This window comes from Desulfosporosinus meridiei DSM 13257 (assembly GCF_000231385.2).
Classification (GTDB): Bacteria; Bacillota; Desulfitobacteriia; order Desulfitobacteriales; family Desulfitobacteriaceae; genus Desulfosporosinus; species Desulfosporosinus meridiei.
In genome coordinates this window covers 3782011-3801344 of sequence record NC_018515.1, presented here as the reverse complement: position 1 = coordinate 3801344, position 19334 = coordinate 3782011, and the positions used below count along the sequence as shown (strand labels likewise).

General features: G+C 40.1%; 18 protein-coding genes, 1 pseudogene and 1 other annotated feature (1 of these 20 running past the window's edge). Of the genes and pseudogenes, 12 read left to right on the top strand and 7 right to left on the bottom strand.

What is annotated here, in order from left to right:
* Window positions 1-124: 124 nt before the first annotated feature.
* Genes DESMER_RS17500 through DESMER_RS17480 form a run of 5 tightly spaced genes read left to right on the top strand, consistent with a single transcriptional unit; the run spans window position 125 to window position 3595 of the window.
* Window positions 125-916 carry an energy-coupling factor ABC transporter permease gene (locus DESMER_RS17500; protein WP_014904392.1) on the top strand — a complete coding sequence of 264 codons (792 nt, stop codon included), beginning with the start codon at window positions 125-127 and terminating at the stop codon, window positions 914-916.
* Window positions 913-1209, top strand: coding sequence for an energy-coupling factor ABC transporter substrate-binding protein (locus DESMER_RS17495; RefSeq protein WP_014904391.1), 297 nt, complete (start codon window positions 913-915; stop codon window positions 1207-1209). Before DESMER_RS17500 ends, DESMER_RS17495 begins: the two co-directional genes overlap by 4 nt.
* Window positions 1206-1976 (top strand): cobalt ECF transporter T component CbiQ, encoded by a 771-nt coding sequence (gene cbiQ / locus DESMER_RS17490; RefSeq protein WP_014904390.1) that lies wholly within the window; start codon window positions 1206-1208, stop codon window positions 1974-1976. Before DESMER_RS17495 ends, cbiQ begins: the two co-directional genes overlap by 4 nt.
* Before the next feature lie 4 nt (window positions 1977-1980).
* Window positions 1981-2835 (top strand): energy-coupling factor ABC transporter ATP-binding protein, encoded by an 855-nt coding sequence (locus DESMER_RS17485; RefSeq protein WP_014904389.1) that lies wholly within the window; start codon window positions 1981-1983, stop codon window positions 2833-2835.
* A 28-nt stretch (window positions 2836-2863) separates the two neighbouring features.
* On the top strand, window positions 2864-3595 hold the full coding sequence (locus DESMER_RS17480; RefSeq protein ID WP_014904388.1) for a precorrin-6A/cobalt-precorrin-6A reductase: 732 nt from the start codon (window positions 2864-2866) through the stop codon (window positions 3593-3595).
* Window positions 3596-3925: 330 nt separating this feature from the next.
* On the opposite strand, the gene DESMER_RS24155 is transcribed toward DESMER_RS17480, so the two are convergent.
* The 3 genes and pseudogenes from DESMER_RS24155 to DESMER_RS17465 form a co-directional block, all read right to left on the bottom strand.
* Window positions 3926-4330: an ABC-2 transporter permease gene (locus DESMER_RS24155; RefSeq protein ID WP_282433086.1), complete on the bottom strand. Its 405-nt coding sequence runs from the start codon at window positions 4328-4330 to the stop codon at window positions 3926-3928.
* A pseudogene (locus tag DESMER_RS24790) lies at window positions 4304-4749 on the bottom strand (ATP-binding cassette domain-containing protein); the annotation flags it as partial. The gene DESMER_RS24155 and the pseudogene DESMER_RS24790, both read right to left, overlap by 27 nt.
* 123 nt (window positions 4750-4872) lie before the next feature.
* Entirely contained in the window at window positions 4873-5730 is an 858-nt protein-coding gene (locus tag DESMER_RS17465; RefSeq protein WP_014904387.1) for a DUF6544 family protein, read from the bottom strand.
* Between the two features lie 275 nt (window positions 5731-6005).
* On the opposite strand from DESMER_RS17465, the gene DESMER_RS17460 reads away from it, so the two are divergent.
* Window positions 6006-6521, top strand: a complete 516-nt coding sequence (locus DESMER_RS17460) for a nitroreductase family protein (RefSeq protein WP_014904386.1) — start codon at window positions 6006-6008, stop codon at window positions 6519-6521.
* Between the two features lie 150 nt (window positions 6522-6671).
* Here the strand turns inward: DESMER_RS17460 and pdxR are convergent, their stop codons facing one another.
* Window positions 6672-8225, bottom strand: coding sequence for a MocR-like pyridoxine biosynthesis transcription factor PdxR (gene pdxR, locus DESMER_RS17455; protein WP_014904385.1), 1554 nt, complete (start codon window positions 8223-8225; stop codon window positions 6672-6674).
* A gap of 56 nt (window positions 8226-8281) precedes the next feature.
* A complete protein-coding gene (locus DESMER_RS17450; protein WP_014904384.1) occupies window positions 8282-9448 on the bottom strand; it encodes an aminotransferase-like domain-containing protein in 1167 nt (388 codons plus the stop codon).
* Between the two features lie 240 nt (window positions 9449-9688).
* Between DESMER_RS17450 and DESMER_RS17445 the strand changes: the two genes are divergently transcribed.
* Window positions 9689-10657 carry an MBL fold metallo-hydrolase gene (locus tag DESMER_RS17445; protein ID WP_042333930.1) on the top strand — a complete coding sequence of 323 codons (969 nt, stop codon included), beginning with the start codon at window positions 9689-9691 and terminating at the stop codon, window positions 10655-10657.
* A 92-nt stretch (window positions 10658-10749) separates the two neighbouring features.
* On the opposite strand, the gene DESMER_RS17440 is transcribed toward DESMER_RS17445, so the two are convergent.
* Window positions 10750-11667 (bottom strand): LysR family transcriptional regulator, encoded by a 918-nt coding sequence (locus tag DESMER_RS17440; RefSeq protein WP_014904382.1) that lies wholly within the window; start codon window positions 11665-11667, stop codon window positions 10750-10752.
* 236 nt (window positions 11668-11903) lie between these two features.
* On the opposite strand from DESMER_RS17440, the gene DESMER_RS17435 reads away from it, so the two are divergent.
* Window positions 11904-12941 (top strand): YeiH family protein, encoded by a 1038-nt coding sequence (locus DESMER_RS17435; RefSeq protein ID WP_014904381.1) that lies wholly within the window; start codon window positions 11904-11906, stop codon window positions 12939-12941.
* A gap of 13 nt (window positions 12942-12954) precedes the next feature.
* On the opposite strand, the gene DESMER_RS17430 is transcribed toward DESMER_RS17435, so the two are convergent.
* Window positions 12955-13497, bottom strand: coding sequence for a hypothetical protein (locus tag DESMER_RS17430; protein ID WP_148275374.1), 543 nt, complete (start codon window positions 13495-13497; stop codon window positions 12955-12957).
* Between the two features lie 406 nt (window positions 13498-13903).
* On the opposite strand from DESMER_RS17430, the gene DESMER_RS17425 reads away from it, so the two are divergent.
* From DESMER_RS17425 to DESMER_RS17410, 4 genes are all read left to right on the top strand, one after another.
* Entirely contained in the window at window positions 13904-14545 is a 642-nt protein-coding gene (locus tag DESMER_RS17425; RefSeq protein ID WP_014904379.1) for a TetR/AcrR family transcriptional regulator, read from the top strand.
* Window positions 14546-14569: 24 nt separating this feature from the next.
* A complete protein-coding gene (locus tag DESMER_RS17420; protein WP_014904378.1) occupies window positions 14570-15274 on the top strand; it encodes an ABC transporter ATP-binding protein in 705 nt (234 codons plus the stop codon).
* Window positions 15268-17640: an ABC transporter permease gene (locus DESMER_RS17415; protein WP_014904377.1), complete on the top strand. Its 2373-nt coding sequence runs from the start codon at window positions 15268-15270 to the stop codon at window positions 17638-17640. The genes DESMER_RS17420 and DESMER_RS17415 overlap by 7 nt, the downstream gene beginning before the upstream one ends.
* A gap of 81 nt (window positions 17641-17721) precedes the next feature.
* On the top strand, window positions 17722-19017 hold the full coding sequence (locus DESMER_RS17410; RefSeq protein WP_014904376.1) for an efflux RND transporter periplasmic adaptor subunit: 1296 nt from the start codon (window positions 17722-17724) through the stop codon (window positions 19015-19017).
* A 70-nt stretch (window positions 19018-19087) separates the two neighbouring features.
* Window positions 19088-19334, top strand: a binding site (T-box leader); it runs 87 nt beyond the window's last position.

The window sequence follows — 19334 nt, the reverse complement described above, 5'->3', positions numbered from 1 at the left end:
AAGTAAGGTTGTCTCTTTATTTTTTTAGTTGAGGAGGGGTGAAGATATCAGAAGACCTTGTTTTTGATTTATTAGAAACTACAGAGAGTTTTTACGTTTTAACGTGAAAAGGAGTGTTAAAACTATGAGTATACGAAAAACAAAGCATATTGGGTTGTTGGTAGCTTATGTTATGTCGATATATATGCTTTTCCCTAATAATGTCTATGCGATGCACATCATGGAAGGGTTTTTACCCTTTAATTGGGCGGCTTTCTGGTGGATAGTTATGATTCCCTTTGTTCTTGCCGGTGTACGATCCATCAAAAAAACAGTTACACTCTATCCTAATTTGAAGATGCTGCTTGGGATGGCAGGAGCCTTTGCTTTTGTTTTGTCTGCCTTGAAGATTCCATCTGTTACTGGCAGCTGCTCTCATCCCACGGGTGTAGGCTTAGGCGCTATTTTATTTGGGCCCGCAGCAATGTCAGTCTTAGGGATGATCGTCTTAATTTTTCAGGCGCTATTATTAGCACATGGAGGAATAACTACATTAGGAGCAAACACCTTTTCCATGGGAATTGTTGGTCCGTTTGTCTCCTACGGCATTTACAGAGGTTTAAAAAGGCTTGGTGCACCCCAATGGTTGTCAATTTTTATGGCTGCAACTTTAGGTGATTTGATGACCTATATTACTACTTCAATTCAGTTGGGGTTAGCTTTTCCTGCAGCTTCAGGTGTCTCTGCCTCGATACTTAAGTTTATGAGCATTTTTGCCTTCACTCAGATTCCCTTGGCGATAAGTGAAGGACTACTCACAGTTATGGTGTTTAATATTCTCATGGCATATAGTCAAAAAGAGTTACAGGTTCTAAGTGCATTCACTGGCAACGCCATATCTTCTATGAAACGGAAACGGGGGGTAAAAGAGGCATGAAACTCTTCACCAAAAACATGGTAATTCTTCTGTTTGTTGTGTTATTGGCCGTTCTTCCCTTATATATAGCGAGAGGTTCAGAGTTTGGTGGTGCAGACGGTCTGGCTTCAGATGCAATTATGGAACTTAATGCTGATTACACTCCTTGGTTTGAGTCTATATGGGAGCCACCTAGCGGTGAGATTGAATCCTTATTGTTTGCCTTGCAGGCAGCAATAGGTAGTGGATTTGTCTTTTATTATCTAGGGTACTCGAAGGGTAAACAGATGGCTAATAAGAGGGATCAAGCGTGATAGCTATAGATTCATACGCTTATAACAACAAACTAGCAACTATTCATCCTTTAGAAAAGTCACTTTTTGCAATTCTTACGATGATTATTTGTCTTATGTCTGAAACAATGCTTACCCCTCTATTAGTATTGGCTTTAATGTCAGGAGGAATTATACTAAAAGCAGGCATCCCAACTCGACTTTTAGCAAAGCTTTTAGCAATTCCTCTTTCTTTTCTCTTAATTAGCGTTTTGACTATTGCATTTTCCCTCTCTACCGATCCTTCTGGATACTGGTTTGCTCACACATTTACTAGCATAACTATTGGGATCCGTTATCCTGATTTAATCACAGCTATTAATCTCTTTCTAAGATCACTAGGAGCAGTGTCCTGTCTTTACTTTTTGGCACTAACGACTCCACTGACCGAGCTTATTACATTACTCCACAAAATGAAAGTACCCGATATCATTACCGAATTAATGGTGCTTATTTATCGCTTTATCTTTGTATTTCTCGATACTGCGACTACCATTCGTCGTGCGCAGCTTTCCCGGTCTGGATATGTATCCACTAAGAGTTCATTCCGCTCGATGAGCAGGCTGTTTTCGGCACTGTTAGGCAAAGTCTTTGTAAAATCTCAAGACCTTTATAACGCTATGGCTGCTCGTTGTTACACTGGGGAGATTAAAGTCCTTACAAAGAAACATCCAGTAAACGTTAAAAACTATTTTCTTATAGTTGGGATTGAAATCCCTTTAGTTTTATTGAATTTGCTTTGGAGGTAATTTGATGTCAGAGCTTATCCTTGAGGCGGTTGATTTAGAGTATTGTTATCCTGATGGCACAAGTGCCTTGCGCAAAGTAAATTTAGAAGTTCGAAAGGGAGAAAAATTAGCTATTCTGGGCTCCAATGGAGCTGGAAAATCCACTTTATTTATGCATTTTAACGGAATCTATACTCCTAGAGCGGGTTCTATCAAGTTTCAGGGACAGCCTATATCTTATAAAAAGAAGGCTTTAATTGAATTGCGCAAGAAAGTTGGAATTGTCTTTCAAGACCCAGATAGTCAGTTGTTTTCGGCAAGTGTATTTCAGGACATCTCCTTTGGCCCGCTTAATCTGGGACTTTCCGAAGAGGAAGTAACAAAAAGAGTCAGACAGGCCTTGATAGATACTGAAACCACAGACCTTGAAGGGAAGCCGACCCACTTGTTAAGTTATGGACAGAAAAAGCGGGTTTCCATCGCAGGAGTATTAGCAATGGAACCGGAAATAATTATTTTTGACGAACCAACTGCAGGGATGGATCCTCGTCATTCTTTAGAGTTTATACAACTTCTGAATAAACTAAGTTCTGAAGGCAAGACCATTGTATTATCAACACATGACGTGGATTTAGCCTACAGTTGGTCAGATAGGTTAGCGATAATGTATCGTGGTGAAATCTTAGCTCATGGATTTCCCGGGGAACTGTTAACTCGCCCGGAGATAGTAAAGCGTGCTGATCTAACAATTCCTTGGCTGATAGAGACACACAGTGAATTAGTCAAAAAGGGATGGTTGCCTCCCTCTACCCCCTTACCGAAAACTAAGGAGGATTTGTTTCAGAATATCCCGCTTAAGAAGGAGCAGCAAAGCGCGTAAAGTTTAGTACAGCTTCATGGAGGTTACAATGATCTTACTTTTGGGAGAAACAGCTGCAGCCCGTGAAATTAGTGAATGTCTTAACAGCAGAAGGCTGGAGTTAATGAGAATGCAAATGTGGAGCGAAAAGGCATGTTTGCATTTGCCATCTTTAATTATTGATGCAAGTCCTCCATCCAGCACTCTAAAGTTTACGTCATTACGCAATTGGTGTGAACAAAGAGGGGTTCCATATCTTCGTTTAGAAAGACCCGAGACAATTATCCCTGTTAGTCCGCTAATTTATTCAGTGGCTAACTGGGAAGATGCGCTATTACAATTGGAGCAGCGGGTTAGTTCTTTGTATCAAGACAATGGTCGTCTTGTTACAATCTTTGTAACGACGGGAAGTCACCAATTAGAAAGTATAGTGAGAAGTCCATTTGCCCGATTTGCCCGAATAGTTGTAAGAGTTTTGCCGGAGGGACGGTTAGTTCAGAAATGTCAGGACATGGGCATACCTCCAAGAAATATTGTGGCAATGCAAGGGCAATTTTCTAAAGAGGTTAATAGAGTGTTTTTCAAATTTTATAATGCTGATATTATTCTGACTAGAGATAGTGGATCAGCGGGTGGTACGGATACGAAAATATCTGCAGCCTTAGAGCTGGGTTTAGAAATAGTTTTGATAAAGAGAAGCACTGCTAATTTGGGATTAACAGTATATAGTGTTCATGAGTTACTAGATTGGGTAGATGCCAATGTTGTAAGAGCTACTTAACGGTGCCACTCTTAAAAGTACCCCAAAACATTCTTAACGATAATAGACCCGAAAGACAGGGCGCTTCGATCCAACAGGAGTGCTAATTTTAGGTGTTTACAGTAAACTAAGCGTTCTTCCTTCACTGGCAAGTGGAGGAAGAACGCTTTACGAGTTTTAGGATAGCCATTCATGCCGCTTTACTAAGGCGGTACCATAGAGGATAAAAATAGGCCCTTAGGGTCAGGCGGCTTCGTCCACATCCTGCGAGAAGGGTAATCCGTGCGAAGACAGCGTCTTCGTGTCACTCAGCATCCCGAGACTGGCCCGGGGACTATTTTAGGAGTCCTATTAAAATTCTCTTTTCGAATAGAAAAGGAGAGAAAGTAGAATTGAAGCAGTCAGAATTAAGAACATTAGAAACAACAAATAAATGGCAATTTGCCAATCAGCTTGAGTTTGCAGCCAATAGGCAACTTTGGCTATAACGTTAGATGGGGGATAGTCTCCTTGAAGTCCGTACCCAATTAGAGCGATGGTAGAGAAGAAGAAACCTAAAAAGAGAACGGTGGCTATCATATTGGAACGAAGATACCCAAGTTTAAAGTAAATCGGAAAGTATATAGAAATCATACCTATTATTGCGACAAAGGCTCCTATTAATTCTTCTAAGGTGAGATTACGAATTGTGATAGGAATTCCAGTCACTGATAATACGCCTTTTGTTAAGAGGATATCTACAAGTTCGGCCCGCATTAGTGGATCCAGGCCAGCTGTTGGTTCATCCATGATTAGGAGCTCAGCATTATGTGAAAGCGCTGCGACTAAGGAAAATTTCATTTTCATTCCCTTTGAGAGTTCTTTTATCCTTTGTTTTGGGTTAAGGTCAAAATCCTTTAAAAGCCTGTTAAAAGTTGTCTGTTCCTAGTTTGTGTAGAAGGAGGAGAGAAATTTACCCATTTTTTGTACGGTTAACTCGTCGTGATAATGATTTTCATCATAGACGAAGGCCAGACGATTTTTGATGGTAAGTTCATACGTTCCAGATTGTCTAATCCAAATACCTTAATTTGTCCGCTGTCTTTATTTAATAAATTTAAGATTAGTTTAATGGTTGTACTTTTTCCAGAACCGTTAGGGCCTATAAACCCCATAATGTAGCCACGTGGTAATTTCCTTGATGAAACAAAGCAATGTGGTCACAAAGATTCAGAGCAAGCCGTTAACCCGATTAAGGCGACGACTTGCTCTGCTTTTACTAAGGTTTTCCCAAATAGATTTTAACTTTAGAATTTAGATTAAGGTTTAATGGCTTTAATGTTATAATCGATTTTCTCTAGATTAAATTTGGCGTAACAATAATCACCTTCAGGTAAGTGCCAAATGCCTTCCCCATAGGTTGGGAGTTTAGATCCATTGACTTCTTTGTAATCTTTGATAGGGGTTGACCATTGTGCTTTTTGGTAGGTCTTCACAATGGTCATGTATCGATCTTCTGTGACGAAGTTTGTCAACGCACCGTCAGGATTGAAGAAGAGAATTGCGGATACTTTACGTCCCTTATCATTAAAGATAGCTTTTGCTGTCAAGGAATCAATACTTTCCCATTGAATTCTAGGATCAATTAGCGTAGCTGGTACCCATAAACACATATCATTTAATAAAGTAACTTGTTCACCTATGTCCATTTCCGGGCCTGAAGCATCAGCGACGGTAAAGACGCCTCCCAGTTTGATCAACATATTCCCTTTGCTTTGCTTATAGGAATCTAAACCTAAAATCGGTATTCTATACATTTTTGCTTGTATATAAAACATTCTTGTTAGGTTATCCATAAAGTTATATTGTTCGGTATTAATCTTCAGCCAATCCTTTTTGGGGTCTATCTTCATTTGCCCTGTAAAGGTAATTCTGAAATTATATACTTTTTCCTTACCGATTACACCAACATAGTTCAGGTATCTCTGAACAGGCAATGGTAAATGATTAACGTCATTTTCCGATACTAATGTAGTTTCAAATTCAATTCCATGACTTAAGTCTTCCTCGACCTTTGATTTATAGGCTTTTTTTAGGTCTTGAGATTTATAAAGAAGGAGGGCGAAAATCAGAAGTGCTAAGAAAATGAGAACTATAATTATGTTGTTCTTTTGCATTAACTTATACCTTTCTTTTAAAGTATAGGATTTTTTGGAGCGAGGATCCCATTAATCATTTATTTTCTAGAGGCGGATCTGATTTCCTCTCGCGGAAAAAACTTTGAAAATAATTTCTGGGTATTATAAGCGACAAGTGATCTTAACCAACAATAGTAATTTCCCTACTTTATGAATCGGAAGACTTGAAAATTTGCTGAAAAAGTATAAGGTGTTATTATACTCAGAAGACTATTCCTGGTTAATTGGTTCAATTTGAATGGAGGGGAGAAATTATGCTAGATCTTCTTTATAGACGCAGGAGTATTCGTAAATACAAACCTAAGAAATTGGATTCTGAAACAGTTCAAGTACTTATTAAAGCTGCGCTATTAAGTCCATCATCTCGTGGTTTTCAACCTTGGCAATTTGTTGTTGTCGACGACTCTGATGTATTAACTCAGTTAGCATCCAGCAAGAAAGGCGCTGGATTTCTGAAAGATGCAGCGTTAGGCATTGTGATCCTAGCCGATCCGGCAAAAAGTGATGTCTGGATAGAAGACGCTTCAATTGCGGCGACAATTCTGCATCTTACATCAGAATCATTAGGCTTGGGATCTTGCTGGATCCAAATAAGAGAACGACAGTTTTCAGAATCTGAAACCGCAGAACAGTATGTGCGAAGGATTTTAAGCATCCCAGAAAACCTTAAGGTCGCTTCGATAATTTCGATAGGATACCCTGATGAGACTAAAACCCCTTATGGGGATCAAGACTTACAATTTGATAAAGTCCATTGGCATAACTATTAATAGGGGTACTCAGTGTTTATTGCAAGGGGTTAACCGTGAATTTTAGATAGTTTTCTCTGACTAGTCAAATGTATTGAAGACAATGAAATAGTATCCGAATGCTTAGAATAATGAATAAGGGGCTATAGATTAAGCCCCTTATTCATTATTCTATACCAAAGGTTCGCTAAAACGAGGTTGTTGTGTTTTTCTGCCAAGGTGTGGCTGATTTAAGAGTTCAGTTATTGCTCCGCAAAGCCGAGAAATTCCTTCGCGAATTGTTAATGCGGAATGACGAGAAAAACAGAGTCTAATCCAGCTTCTTCCGCCAGAGTTAACATAGAAAGCACTTCCCGGGACGAAGGCTACTTTCTTTTCAGCGGCTTTAGTAAGTAGAGCTGTGGCTTTCATTTCACGAGGCAGTTCACACCATAAGTAATACCCACCTGCGGGTATCGTCCAGGATAAGCCTTCAGGAGCAAATTCCTCTAAGGCGGCAACCATGGCATCGCGCTGATGCTTATAGTGGCCTCGAACCAATGGAAGATGCTTGTCAAGCAGTCCTTGGTTGCAGAATTCAGTCATAATCCATTGAGTTGTAGTGCTGGTATGCAGGTCAATGTGTTGTTTGGCAAGTGATAATTGCTCTAGTAGCGGGGAAGGGGCAACACACCACCCCAGGCGAAGGCCGGGGAAGAGTATTTTCGAAAAGGTGCCAAGATAGATTACGTGTTCATGCATGTCTAAGGATTTCAGACTTGGCAAGGATTTGTTTTCGTAATAGAGTTCACTATAGGGATCGTCTTCTACGATAGGTATGTGAAATTGATAAGCTAACTTAAGCAGTTGATGACGTCGCTCCAAACTCATGGTTATTCCCGTTGGATTTTGAAAGGTAGGAAGAGAGTAGATAAACTTAGGGCGGTGTCTGGAGAGTATCTGCTCTAATACATCGGTTCTTAACCCTTCTTCATCCATGGGTACAGTAAGAATATGCGCACCTGACGATTTGAAAACTCCAATCGCCCCTAAGAAGGAAGGTTCTTCCATCACAACATAGTCGCCGGGTTCTATGAATACTTTTGTCAAAAGATCAAGTCCTTGTTGAGACCCTGAAGTTATGAGGATTTCTTGGGGTTGGGTATCTATGCCTTGGCGATTGAGCCAAGTCTCCAAGTATTGGCGAAGAGGATAATGACCAATAGTAGATGCATATTCAAAAGCTTTCCAATTGCCGGGGCGAATTATCACCTGGCTTATTTCATTGAGTTCCTTTAATGGATAAAACTCTCCGGCAGGGGATCCTAAAGCAAAAGATATTTGGTCTTCACTACCAATCTCGTCTAATATCGACGCTAATACTGGATTATGCATTCGTTCAGATTGACTGGTATAGAAATTTTGCCAAGAAATAGGTTGAATGGGTACACGCTGTTCCTCTGAATAGATGGTCTTAGAGGAGCCTTCTAGAGAGTGCTGAATTGTTTGGAGAGAATTTACAGTACTTCCTTTGCCTACATGTGACTGTATTAAGCCATCTGCTACGAGTTCATGATAGGCATTAACCACTGTTGTGCGATTTACTCCTAATAGGGTGGCCAGTTTTCGCTCGGGAGGAAGTTGGTAACCGCATGGAAGCTCGTTTGTCAGGATAAGCTGACGAATCTGGCTCCTTATCTGTAAATAAAGCGGCGTCTTTAGGGAGCGGTCTAAATTCAGCTTCATGTTCGTATCCTCAATTCGTCTATACGTGCCAAAAGTATGAGTCTAGGGCATCGCAATCAAAGTATTTTGGCTAAGAGTTTTATTCCTTGTTGGATTTGAGCCGGGGAAGGGTTAGAGAAGTTTAGTCGCATGCTATTATGACTTTTTTCATTCACATAAAAATTAGTTCCTGGAACATATGCTACATTAGTTGCTAATGCTTTAGGTAAAAGCTTTAGAGTATTATATTCTTCAGGCAGAGTCAGCCAAATAAACATTCCTCCGGTTGGTTCAGTCCATAAGGCCTTGTTCGAGAAGGCTTTCTTTAGTTCACTAAGCATAAGGTCCCTTCGGCATTGATAAGCATGGCGAATCTTCTCAATATGTTCAGTCGGTGAAAAGTGTGTTAAATAGTAATGGGTGGCCCTCTGTAGTAAAGTGCCAGTGTGCAAATCAGAACCTTGTTTTGCTATGACAAGTTTAGCTATCAGATTCTTTCCGCCTACAATCCAACCAAGCCGAAGCCCGGGTGCCAGGGTTTTGGAAAATGTCCCTAAATAGATTACCTCATCGTCTGTGGAAAAAGATCGGATTGGTGATGCGGCTTGACCATCATAACAGAGTTCGCTGTAAGGGTCATCCTCAATAATGGGAACCCTATAGTTGCGGGCTATCCGGAGCACAGCTTTTCTCTCCTCGGTGGTAAAGGTAATTCCGGTTGGATTCTGGTAAGTTGGGGTTAAATATATAATCTTTGGTTGGTTATGTTTTATCAATACTTCGAGAGCATTCTCGTCAATTCCTGCCTTATTAGTTGGGATTGTCATAAAATTGGCCTGGTAGCTCTGAAAAGATTGGATGGCTCCTAGATAGCTGGGATTCTGCAAAAGTACGACGTCGCCGGGATTAATAAATAGCTTGGCCAAGAGATCTAATCCTTGTTGTGAACCGTTGGTAAGCAGAATGTTTTCGGCTTCTGTCATGATCCCTTTCATTCCCATTTGAGCCGCTATTTCCTGGCGCAAGGGCAGATATCCCTCTGTTGCCCCATATTGGAGGACTGAAGGATCTTTTGCGCTAAGAACTTGGTAATAGGATTCCTTAATTTCTTCAAGAGGAAATAACTCCGCAGCTGGAAGACCTCCTGCAAAGGAAATAATCTGCGGTTGCTCTGCAACCTTTAAGAGTTCACGTATTGCCGAGCTATCCATATGGGTTACTCTTTCAGCAAAGGTATATTGCATACTTGTTCTCCTCCTATTAAGTTTTAGTCAATTATAGAAAGGAGAATCAGACGACACAACATCCAATTGGATGATTATATATTGCATCCAATTCCTGTTTATCAGCGAGGGAGAAACCATGCATAATATTAAGAATATTATTAATATAATAAAATATGGGGAGGGATTTGAAGGAATGTAAATAATAAGTAGTTGGGGTATTTTGTTTAAGAAAGAGAAAAGAGAAAGAAAGTGACAGACATGATTTTCGAAGCACTGGGGATTTATAAAGTGAAATTGCCATTACCATTTCGCCTAAATCACGTTAACTGTTATGCAGTTAAAGGAACACAGGGGTGGTGGCTGATCGATGCGGGTCTTAGTCGAGAAGCAACTATAGAAGGATGGACAAAGTTCTTTGAGGCACACGCAATCAATCCCTCTGATATTAAAGGAATTTATCTTACTCATTTTCATCCTGATCATTATGGATGTTCAGGATGGCTTCAGAACTATTCTGGTGCCCCGGTTTATATTGGTGAAATTGATGCAGAGCGGATCAAACGCTATTGGAAAAGTGAAAACTATATCCTTAAAGCCCTTAATGTCTTGTTTAGTGAGAATGGTATGCCTCATGATGTACTTAAAGAAACCATAGATTCTGTCAATAACCTAATCCGTTATACATTCCCTCATGCTGAATTAACAACCTTAAAGCCTGGGCAAGTTGTGACAATTGGAGACTTTGAGTACGAAGTTGTTTTAACTCCGGGGCATACGGATGGACATATCTGCTACTATAATGTTGCTCACGGTCTGCTTTTATCGGGGGATCACCTGTTGCCAGAAATATCATCGAATGTTAGCCTATGGCCCCGCTCCGGAGCAGACCCAAATCCCTTAGATAACTTTTTAAAAGCTATTGACAGTATTCGGACTCTAAATTGTAAAATTGCTTTACCATCACACGGTAAACCTTTCTCTAATATTGAAGAGAGGATTAGGCAACTCGAAATCCATCATCAAGAACGGCTCGAATTAATGAAAAACTGTACCGGAAGTGGTTCAACCGCTTATGAGGTTTGCCTTCAAGTTTTTAGACAAGACCTCAGTTTTCACGAGCTACGTTTTGCAATGGCTGAAACTCTGGCTCATCTTGTATATTTAGTTGATAAAGGTGAATTAGAAATGGAATCCCAAGATGGAGTCCGAATTTTTCGAATGGTATAAAGCCCATCAGGGGAGTACTGGCACGAAAAGGAACATCCTCCTTCCACTCTAATAGTGAAAGGAGGATGCTTGCATTGAGGACAACATTTCTTTTAGACCGATGAATTGTTATCAATTAGAGACGAAATCAGGTCATGTGAGAGGAGGTTTTCTGTAAAAATATTCATGGCCATAGACATTTCGCTGTTCTTTGGCCTTATTATGGAAAATGAACGAACTAATCGTTTGTCCTTTATTCGAATGGCTGTCAATTCCTTGGTTTTTAGTTCCTTGTGCACAATCCAGCTTGAGACAAGGGCAATTCCTAATCCGGCAATAACCGCTTGTTTTACAGCTTGACTACTTCCAAAAATATGAGTTTTTTTGACATCAATATTCCAATCTTTAATTAACTTGTCGCTAAAATCTCGTGTTCCGGAACCACTTTCTCTTAGAATCCAGACTCGATCTTGGAGATCCTCTGCTGTGACAACAGGAAGTCCAGCCAGGACATGTTGATTTGGTACAACTAAAATGATCTCGTCCTCCATTAAAGCCTGAACGTCCAAATCTGAGTGATTAACTTCACCTTCTACCAATCCTAAATCAAGATGATTGGAACGAACTGCATTTGTAATTTCAACTGTGTTAGCAATAGATGCCTCTATGTCCACATTTGGAAATTGGGCAACAAATTCAGTTAAGGCATAAGGCAAGATGTACTCCCCAATAGTATAGCTGGCCCCAACTTTAAGGGAGCCGGTAACCGTGTTGGTCAATTGGTTGATTTCCAGCTTCGCTTTATCATAAAGGAGCAAAATTTGCTTAGCTATACCATAGAGAATTTCCCCCGCTTGAGTGAGCTCTAGGTGTTTTGGAGACCGATTAATCAACTTGGAACCAAGTTCATTTTCTAGATTCCTTATTTGTAAACTTACACTGGGCTGGGACAAATATAGTTCTTCAGCTGCACGGGAAAAATTCTTAAGTTCAGCTACTGTTACAAAGATTTTTAAAGGATCGGCAATCATTATTTACACCCCTAGTCCAGTTAAATGGATTATTTAGCACTTTAAATTTACTTCAAGATATAAAACTCTCGTCATAATAATACAACAAATACCGGCGTACTAAAATACAGTTTTCTAATGATAGGCTAAAGGAACCTATATTGCCTCATAACCCTATATGAATCTATAGTTTACTCACAGGCATTTACTGATGAGTTGAAATTTGATTTGTTGACAAGAATAGGGAGGCAATAGAAATGTGGTTTCAGGCTAAAGTGAACTTGGGTTTTCAGCAGAGTATAGCGATAGAACAGGAAAGGCGAAACCGTTTTATAATAGGAATTATGTTCACCATGGCTTTTGCTGGTGCTGGAACGTTGTTAGGGAGCCTGCCGGGTATAGAGCGAATTGGAGCAATGTTAAGCGCTATTTTGATGGCGGTAATATATCGTAATGTTGTTGGGTATCCGGAGAGTCTTCGAGAAGGAATACAATTTTCGGCACGTTACCTGATGAGGTTTGCCATTGTTCTTTATGGATTCAAGTTAAATATTGATATGGTTATTCATAAAGGCGGAATTCTGCTTGTCTATGACGCTTTGACAATTGTTATGGGGATAAGTGTTACCATGTTATTGGCAAAGTTATTAAAAGCAGACTTGAATCTCTCGTTGCTTTTAGGAATCGGGACTGGAGTTTGTGGTGCCGCGGCAATTGCCGCTGTCTCTCCAATTCTCAAAGCCAATGATGAAGATACTGCAATCGGAGCAGGAATTATTGCTCTGGTTGGCACAGTTTTTGCTCTATCTTATACATTTTTGATGCCTTTCTTACCAATAAGTTCTGTAACTTATGGAATCTGGAGTGGGGTTAGTTTACATGAGATAGCTCATGTTGCAGCTGCGGCTATGCCGGCAGGCCCTGATGTTATGGCCATAAGTTTACTTGCGAAGCTTGGCAGAGTGTTTCTGCTGATACCCTTAAGTTTTCTTCTCTCCATGTGGATGAAGCGTAAAGAGGGTGGAAAGAGTCAAAGTGCACCCTTTCCTTGGTTTTTAGTAGGATTTATCATTACAAGTTTAATAGGAACCTATCTCGATATTCCTGAGAATGTATTGAAGGACATCTCCTCTGCATCATCGTTTCTTTTAGGCGCGGCTATGGTTGGTTTAGGGCTTAATGTTCACCTCTCAAGTTTACGGACTCGTGCCATGAGACCTCTTTTGGCTATGATTATTGCTTCAATTGTGGTTTCATCAGTATCCTTCTTTGCCTTGATGTGGCTAAGTGTATAATTAACCGCCTGGATTAAGATGAACTAGAAAAGAAAAAATGTCTTTTCGCTCGTTTCTGGGGCTTATAAGAGTAGAAACTAATAGCATTTTTAGATTTTGGCATAAAACGTAGTTTGGAAATCAAGTATTGCTCATCTTCATGGTTTAAAGAGCGCCGACTAACACTATGGGGTTTACCGAATAACTCTTCATAGATCATTTCCTTACTAAGTGTTAAGCAACGTTTATAGGTATAATAACGTTCTCCGTGTGAAAACTGAATATACAGGACATTAGGATTTTGATTATGAATACCAATAATAGTCGTTGTTTCAGACTTATCGATTTTTGCCCAACCATTATAGAGTTCTTGAATTTCTTCAACTGCTTCAGAAAAAGAGCTGGCGGAACTTGAGAACTCTGCTATTTGAGTTTGATTAATGTCAGGAATAGGGTTTGCAAAAAAGTTCTCGCGCTCATAAACTTTTAGTTTTATAACATTTAAAGAGGAATCCTCCAGTGGTACAATTATTAATCCGATGGAACCTAAGTCAATAATTCTATTGGATAATCTCATTTCTTCCAAGCCTTTAGCCCCCTTTCGTTGATCGTATAATTAGTTATTACCACGTAAAGGTATCTTTAGCCTGAAATTTTTGCTTGATATATAATACTAATCAGTAATTTTTGTGGTTAGCACCTTTTTATTGAGAAGATAAGCCTGATATTAGCTGGATGAAGTTGGCAGGTCTTTATCAGAGAATTCTCTTGGAAACCATAGATTTAGAACATTTTAAAATGAATAGAAATAGAAAAAGCAAAGGGCAAAATTCCTTTGCTTTTTCTATTTCTATTTTGGTCATGAATGACTGGTAACTAGTTATGGCCAAGTATCAATTATCAATTGACCGCCTGGTCAATTGAGTGGTATAATCCTTTCAAAAGTTCAAGTTGAAAGAGTATCTGCAAGGAGAGAATATTTTTTGTACGAGAATTTTGAAAATCTTAAAGAAGACAAGAAGAAGAAGATTTTAGATGCCTGTATTTTTGAATTTGCCGATAAAGGGTATGACAAAGCTTCGACCAATGCAATTACGAATGAAGCTGGTATTTCCAAAGGAATTCTATTTCATTATTTTAAAAATAAGAAAGCCTTATTTAATTATGTCTTAGATTACTGCATGCAGACAATGACAGAAGAATTTATGAAATATCCCTTAACAGAGACCAAGGACATTTTTCAAAGGTTTAGTGAACTGGGTGTGATCAAGCTTAAGATAGCTCAGGAATATCCCTATATTGTTAAACTGTTTATGGAAGCACTTGTAAGTCCGCCGGAAGACATGCGTTCTGAAATCGAGAAAAAGTATCTCCAAGCTTCCAAAAGATATATGACAACGTTTTTTAAGGATATTGATTATTCAAAGTTCCGAAGTGGAGTAGAACCGTCCAAAGCAATTGAAGTAATTACACTATTTATAGGGGCACTTGGAGAAAAGTATCTCAAGGACTATAAGGGTAAGGAACATGAGCTGTTCCAAGACTATGATAAAATTATGGCAGAGTATATGGGATACATGGAAATTTTAAAGTATGGAATGTATAGCTCGGATTCGACAAACTAAGACATTTTCTAGGAGGTGAGAGAGATGGATATTCTTATGGAAGGGAAAAATCTCCGCAAAAATTATCGCACCGGTGAAGTAGAAATCGAAGTTTTAAAGGGGATTGACTTCCAGCTCTTCTACGGAGAATTCATAGTAATACTGGGGCAAAGCGGCTCTGGGAAGACAACCTTGCTAAATATTATCGGTGGCATGACTCAGGCCTCAACCGGTGAGCTTTATTATAAGGAACAGCCGCTACATGAGATTAATGACCAACAGCTTACCCTTTATCGACGAAATGAGGTCGGATTTGTCTTTCAAAATTACAACTTAATGCCTAATCTCACAGTCTATGAAAATGTAAGACTAGCTGCTGAAATTGCCGAAAACCCACTCGCAGTACTGGATATTTTACGGGAAGTCGGTCTGGAAAATTGGAAAGATCACTTTCCTGCCCAACTTTCAGGAGGCCAGCAGCAGCGGGTAGCCATTGCACGAGCTATTGTCAAAAACCCAGAGCTTTTGCTCTGCGATGAGCCGACGGGTGCCTTAGATATTCAAACAGGTATTCAGGTTTTAAAAGCCTTGCAGAAGTTGAACCTTGATTACCATAAGACCGTTATTATTATTACCCATAATGTAGAAATTGCTAAAATGGCCAATCGGGTTTTTTATTTAAAGGATGGATTGCTCGATGATATTAAAGTCATCGAAAAACCACTTTGTCCTGAGGAGATAACATGGTGATGCTTAGAAGAAAAGCGATAAGAGATATTAAAGAAAACTTTGGAGTTTATCTCGCCTGCATTATAGTTATCGCCATAGGCTTACTTCTCTATACCTCCATGTCCATTGCCGTGGAAAGTATGGAAAAGGCACAGCAGGAGTTTTATACAGAAACAAACTTTGCCGATGGGTTTATCACTGTAACAGGGTATCCTGAAAATAAAGTGAACTCGCTTACCTTGTTACCTGGTATTGATCAAGTTACAGGACGGATTGTCAAAGAAGTTCGTATTATAGACCAAGAGAAAGATTCCAATAAATATTTAAAGATGGTTACTCTAAATAAGAGCAATGGTGCTCAGATTAACCAGATTAAGCTTATTGAGGGACAGCTTCCAAAGGAAAATCAACCTGAAATTCTCGTGGATCCCAAATTTTTAGAGGCTAATCATTTGTCCTTAGGGGATTCTATTGATCTAAGTATCGATGGAAATCAGGTCTCCCTATATATCACAGGAACTGGGCAAAGTCCTGAGTTTATATACATTATGAGAAATGCCCAAGACCTTTATCCATCGGCTGAAGAATTTGGCATAGCCTATATTTCATTAGATACACTTAAGGTTCTGGTAAAGGAAAAAGGGCAAGTTAATGATATAGTGTTTACTCTTGAAGAAGGAGTAAGCTTTGATTCCGTGAAGGATAATCTGCAAGCTGAGTTAAAGCCTTATGGCTTCCGTAGTATAGTCCCTCGGAAGGATCAGACAAGTCACTCCATTCTAACCAGTGAAATCAAACAAATCCGCACAACGACCAAAACTCTTCCTGTAGTGTTTTTGGGAGTTGCCGCTATCATTTTGTATACTATGCTGCGACGGCTCATCGAACAGCAACGAGTATCTATCGGGACTCTAAAGGCCTTTGGCTTTACTGATCTGGAGATTGTCTTACACTATCTGTCCTATCCCATGGTTATAGGGACAACAGGTGGGTTGCTGGGAGGATTATCTGGGATCGCTCTTTCATTTCCATTAACCGCTATGTACCGGGATTTCTTCGCTCTACCTGGTCTCAAAAGTGAGTTCTCATTTAAATACCTCTTTATCAGTCTGGCACTGGCTTTAGTCTTTAGCGTACTCAGTGGAATAAAAGGCAGTTTGGATATTTTGCGCTTAGAACCAGCCCAAGCCATGAGACCGCCAGCCCCAGGGACTGCGCGCAAAACCTTAATCGAGAAATTCAGTTGGTTTTGGCAGACCCTCTCCTCTCAAGCCCAGATGGGTATTCGAGATGTGTTTCGTACACCAACCAGGAGTGTTTTTAATATTGTAGGGATCGCTGTAGTCTATAGCCTCATGACAGTATCGTGGTCCATGCAGAATATGACCGACTTATTGACCGTGGTTCAATTAGAACAAGTGCAAACCTATGATGTCAAATTACAGCTTAGCGAACCTTCCCCTACTGGGGCTACAAAATATTCCGTTGCCCATGACTTGGGGGTTTCAGCAGTTGAGCCAATCTTGGAAGTGCCTGCTACTTTGAGAAATGGTTGGCTAAAGAAAGAAGTGGCCCTGATGGGTCTGGCTGAAGGGTCGAGACTTTATAATATCCTGGACAAAAACGGACGGCGCTTGGAGGTTCCTGACCATGGAATATTACTTTCTGAACATTTGGCCAAATCTTTGAATGTCAGTGTGGGGGACGTTATATATGTGGAAAGCTCCTTAAGGAGAGAGACCATTAGTCAAAAGGGTGAGAATTTATTAGTCACTGGAGTCGTTCCACAGTATGTTGGGCTTAATGCCTTCATGAAGGATACCGAATTACAACACTTTCTCAGGCAAGGTGAAATTAGTACTGCGATGTTGATCAAAATGGATCCTGCCGAGGTAGGAGCCATGAAAAGTAAATATCAAAATGCCAGTAATGTATCTTCCATCGAATCTCGCAAGGATACTGGGGCAAAGATCGAAAAAATGATGGAGTCATTTGGTTTTACTGTTTGGTTATTAGCAATTCTTGGAGGTATTTGTGGATTTGCCCTTATCTACAATTCGAGCATAATCTCTCTCTCGGAACGGAAACGAGAATTAGCTTCCCTTCGCGTGCTGGGAATGACACCTAGAGAGGTGCTTCGGGTAATCACTTCAGAACAATGGACATTATATGCCTTTGGAGTCCTGCTGGGTATACCCATGGCCTATGGCTTAAGCATGAGTATGGCTCAGTCTATGAGCAATGACATGTACTCTCTTCCGGCAGATCTTCCGCCGATGGCTTTGCTTGGTGCGGCTGCAGGAACTGCATTTTCTGTTTTAGTAGCTCAAAGCAGGGCCTACTACAAAATAAAATCACTTCCCTATGTAGAAATTCTGGCAACTTGAGACTAAAGTTGGAATTGAATCTGAATGAAAGGTGAAGTATGCAAACAGTTAATCTGTGAGTTGAGGGTAGGAGGGGTAAAAATGGTCATAGAAAAAGCTAAGTTTAATCAAACACCAAACAGATTTAAATTTCCTAGATTTAAAAATCGTAAACTAATAATTTTTGGAGGACTTGCATTCCTGATTCTTATTTCGGTCACCATCTCTAAAGTCATGCCTCTGGCAGTTGAGGTAATTACTCTGCAGCCCAACGATTTTAGCAAAGGTTTCACTGAGGAGGGGGAAGTTATGGCTGCAAAGGAGTGGCCAATATTTAACCCAGTTGAAGGAAAACTGGAGTCCCTTAAGGTTAAAAATGGCGAGAGCGTAAAAAAAGGACAAGTACTATTGGAGATGAGTACTAGTGATTTGAACTATCAGCTGGAAGGATTGAGAGCCCAATTACAGAGTCTCGAAGGACAGCGCTTAGAAAATTATAAAAGCCCTGATCAAGCACAAATCGCCCAACAAACCTTACTCATACAGCTGGCGGAAAAGGATGCCCAGACTGAGGAACAAAACTTAGTTCGCCAGAAGGCACTTTATGAGGCTGGTTCAATTGCGCGTGTTCAATACGAAGAAGCCGAGAGAACTTTCGAAAAGGCAAAAAACTTCTTAGAGCAGCAGAAATTAGGCTTACAACTGATCTATGAGCAACATCAAACTTCACAAGGAACAGAGCTATATTATAGTAATCAGAAGAAAGCTCTTCAAGCGCAGATTGACCAGTTAGAAGAGAAGATAAGTGATGCTGTAGTGGTTGCCCAACAAGACGGGTTTATCAAAGATCTCTCTCTAAAAGAAGGCAACGTTATCCCCCAAGGTCAGCAAATTATGACCGTGTTTATAAATGGCGGGTATAATTTGGAAAGCTATGTCCTAGCAAGTGATGCTCTCGATATTAAAGTGGGAAGTCCGGTTCAAGTAATTCAAGAAACCAGTTCGGGTAAAAAGTCCTTTGAGGGTACAGTGAATGAGGTGGCTATCTCAGCCGTCGAGAAAATTTCTCCACTCGGACTTAAAGAAAATCGGGTTAAAGTTACTATTCAGCTCTCTGAGAACTCACCGAGTGTCGTTTTAGGAAGCAATGTGGATGTCATGTTCACCACCTTAGAAGTTCCAGATCAACTAATGATCCCTAAAACAGCCCTTTTTCCTTATCAAGAAGGAGATGCCGTTTGGATAGTTCGAGAAGGTAAGGCAAAAATTCAGCCCGTTAAGAAAGGGTTGGAAAATGACAGTCAAGTTACCATCGAGGAAGGCTTAAGTGAAGGAGATCAAGTTCTTCAGGATCCTAATTTAAAAGAACTGAAAGAAGGAAAACGCCTTAAGGGTTGAATCGGAGGAAAGAAAAGTCGGAAACACTCTTGACAATCGATGGAAGTAGTGTAGAATGTTATAAACTGTTAAAATGACGATGACAGGAAATAGTATAATCCTAGTGCTGTTTTAAGAGAGTTGCCGGCTGGTGAAAGGCAATAATGGTATGGGTTTAGAACTCTTCCTTGAGTAGCCGACCGAAATGTAAAAAGTAGGCTCGGACGGAACTTCCACCGTTAAAAGGAAGGGGATATCAGATGACTCGAAGATCCTTGATCGATGTTAGTAGTTAGATCTATTAAGTTCTTTTAGATTCAACTATGGACACGAACAAG

What these genes read in the sequence shown, in the direction of transcription:
- DESMER_RS17450 (WP_014904384.1), bottom strand. Translation starts at nt 9,448, where the DNA reads ATGCAATATACCTTTGCTGAAAGAGTAACCCATATGGATAGCTCGGCA.
- DESMER_RS17480 (WP_014904388.1), top strand. Translation starts at nt 2,864, where the DNA reads ATGATCTTACTTTTGGGAGAAACAGCTGCAGCCCGTGAAATTAGTGAA.
- DESMER_RS17410 (WP_014904376.1), top strand. Translation starts at nt 17,722, where the DNA reads ATGGTCATAGAAAAAGCTAAGTTTAATCAAACACCAAACAGATTTAAA.
- pdxR (WP_014904385.1), bottom strand. Translation starts at nt 8,225, where the DNA reads ATGAAGCTGAATTTAGACCGCTCCCTAAAGACGCCGCTTTATTTACAG.
- DESMER_RS17430 (WP_148275374.1), bottom strand. Translation starts at nt 13,497, where the DNA reads ATGAGATTATCCAATAGAATTATTGACTTAGGTTCCATCGGATTAATA.
- DESMER_RS24155 (WP_282433086.1), bottom strand. Translation starts at nt 4,330, where the DNA reads ATGCGGGCCGAACTTGTAGATATCCTCTTAACAAAAGGCGTATTATCA.
- DESMER_RS17500 (WP_014904392.1), top strand. Translation starts at nt 125, where the DNA reads ATGAGTATACGAAAAACAAAGCATATTGGGTTGTTGGTAGCTTATGTT.
- DESMER_RS17465 (WP_014904387.1), bottom strand. Translation starts at nt 5,730, where the DNA reads ATGCAAAAGAACAACATAATTATAGTTCTCATTTTCTTAGCACTTCTG.
- DESMER_RS17495 (WP_014904391.1), top strand. Translation starts at nt 913, where the DNA reads ATGAAACTCTTCACCAAAAACATGGTAATTCTTCTGTTTGTTGTGTTA.
- DESMER_RS17440 (WP_014904382.1), bottom strand. Translation starts at nt 11,667, where the DNA reads ATGATTGCCGATCCTTTAAAAATCTTTGTAACAGTAGCTGAACTTAAG.
- DESMER_RS17420 (WP_014904378.1), top strand. Translation starts at nt 14,570, where the DNA reads ATGGATATTCTTATGGAAGGGAAAAATCTCCGCAAAAATTATCGCACC.
- DESMER_RS17485 (WP_014904389.1), top strand. Translation starts at nt 1,981, where the DNA reads ATGTCAGAGCTTATCCTTGAGGCGGTTGATTTAGAGTATTGTTATCCT.
- DESMER_RS17445 (WP_042333930.1), top strand. Translation starts at nt 9,689, where the DNA reads ATGATTTTCGAAGCACTGGGGATTTATAAAGTGAAATTGCCATTACCA.
- DESMER_RS17460 (WP_014904386.1), top strand. Translation starts at nt 6,006, where the DNA reads ATGCTAGATCTTCTTTATAGACGCAGGAGTATTCGTAAATACAAACCT.
- DESMER_RS17435 (WP_014904381.1), top strand. Translation starts at nt 11,904, where the DNA reads ATGTGGTTTCAGGCTAAAGTGAACTTGGGTTTTCAGCAGAGTATAGCG.
- DESMER_RS17415 (WP_014904377.1), top strand. Translation starts at nt 15,268, where the DNA reads ATGGTGATGCTTAGAAGAAAAGCGATAAGAGATATTAAAGAAAACTTT.